At 53.0% G+C, this 1,112-nt stretch carries 1 protein-coding gene; it reads left to right on the forward strand.

Features of this window, described 5'->3' with window-relative positions:
- Positions 1-372: 372 nt before the first annotated feature.
- A partial coding sequence (locus ACTJJ7_RS28020) for a helix-turn-helix domain-containing protein (protein ID WP_440969498.1) occupies positions 373-1,112 on the forward strand: 740 nt, incomplete at its 3' end.

Here is a 1,112-nt window from a genome sequence, read left to right on the forward strand (position 1 = left end):
CGCACGGTGCGTCCTTCGGGTGCGTGCCCGCCAATGCCTGCAAAAGGTTTAAGCAGAACAAGCCCATCAGACTATATTTTCTGCCCAAGTAAAAACTTGGAACTATCAAAATCATGACCTGGGCCGCGTCAAGCAAACTATCCGGCCTATCCGAAACCGCTCCAGACTATCAATCAGCCTAGGCAAGTCACGCCCGCGTCACTCCCAAGTAATTAACTTAATCTTTATTAATGCCGAATGGGCATTGCCGCGCGGACGGGCATTTTGAATTACGCGCGAAAAATAACGAAAAAACAAAAACTTACAGGTCTATTCCTGTCAAAAATGGGGGCAAGCATGAATAGTAATGTGCCTTTTAACCTAAGCGAATGCATGAATAGCGAACCCGGAAAGAACTTTGAAAGCAAATCCGACAACAGCATCTTCATTTATGCTGAAACAGGGGTCGTTTTCCAGGGACTGGTCAAGTCATTGGAAAGAACATTCGCCGATATCCGGATAACGCTGTCGAGCTTTCTTCCCGATGCCCAGGATCCCGATCCGGGCATCGGCCTGGTCCTCCTGCAGACGGAGCTGATCACCGATCTTCCCGACTGCATCGAGCGCTGCCGGATATGCTTTCCCAATGCATCCATCACGCTGATGATCAATGGCGATGGATGTGCATCGCAGGGATTGAACAGACTGTTCTGCGACCGGAGAATCCAGGGCCTGCTTCCGTTCACGCTGAAACTCGACATCTGGCTGGCTGCCATATGGCTGCTGCTCAATGGCGGCGAATACTACCCCTACGGCGTCATGCAGTCGCTGGAAAAACTGGCAAAGGACGGCCATGCCCGCCATCAGCAGCCGTCTCTGGCGGACGGCAAACGGGCGCATCTGTCCGCCGCCAAGCCGATCGATACTTTGACATTGCGCGAACATCAAATTCTCGAGCTGCTCTCCGAAGGGCTGCAGAACAAAACCATCGCCGACCGCCTCAGCCTGTCCGACCACACGGTCAAGGTCCATGTCCATAATCTCATTCGCAAGCTCAAGGTGCACAACCGGACACAGGCAGCCGCCGTCTACCGCAATCACATCGATCACGAATCCCTGCAATCGGCCTTCAG

The organism is Phyllobacterium sp. 22229 (assembly GCF_052056495.1).
Lineage (GTDB): Bacteria > Pseudomonadota > Alphaproteobacteria > Rhizobiales > Rhizobiaceae > Phyllobacterium > Phyllobacterium myrsinacearum.